This is a genomic window from Ochrobactrum sp. SFR4 (genome assembly GCF_019730395.1).
Lineage (GTDB): Bacteria > Pseudomonadota > Alphaproteobacteria > Rhizobiales > Rhizobiaceae > Pseudochrobactrum.
This window is the reverse complement of sequence record NZ_JAAPBB010000225.1, coordinates 1-434: the sequence shown is the minus strand read 5'-3', so window position 1 is coordinate 434 and position 434 is coordinate 1. Positions and strand designations below refer to the sequence as shown.

1 protein-coding gene is annotated in these 434 nt (G+C 50.5%); it reads left to right on the top strand.

Annotated features, from left to right (window positions below):
- Window positions 1-434: MFS transporter (locus HBA93_RS18730; RefSeq protein ID WP_221724304.1), on the top strand; the 434-nt coding region annotated here is incomplete at both ends.

The following is a 434-nucleotide window of genomic DNA, read 5'->3' as shown; positions in this document are numbered from 1 at the left end:
GATCTGGTGTCATGGGGCTGGCGTATTCCGTTCCTCGTATCGCTGGCGCTTATTCCTATTGCGCTTTATATCCGCCGCGCATTGCCGGAAACACTGGAAACGCCGAGCGATAAAACCGGTACACAGATCGTGACCTCAGTTTTCACCAACCACACCCGTTATCTGGTGCTTGGTATTCTGGTGATGATCGCGACTACAGTGTCGACGCAGGTTGGTAACTATATGACCACCTATGCTATTCAGACATTGAAACTGCCTGCAATTCTTGCACAGGCAGGAACGGTGCTAGGCGGTACAATGACCTTCATCTTCGCTCTGGTTGCCGGTTATCTTGCGGATAAATATGGCCGTAAGGGTGTGATGATCTGGCCGCGTATCATTTTGATGATCGTGATTATTCCGCTGTTCTTCTGGCTGGCGGAATCCAAAGATCC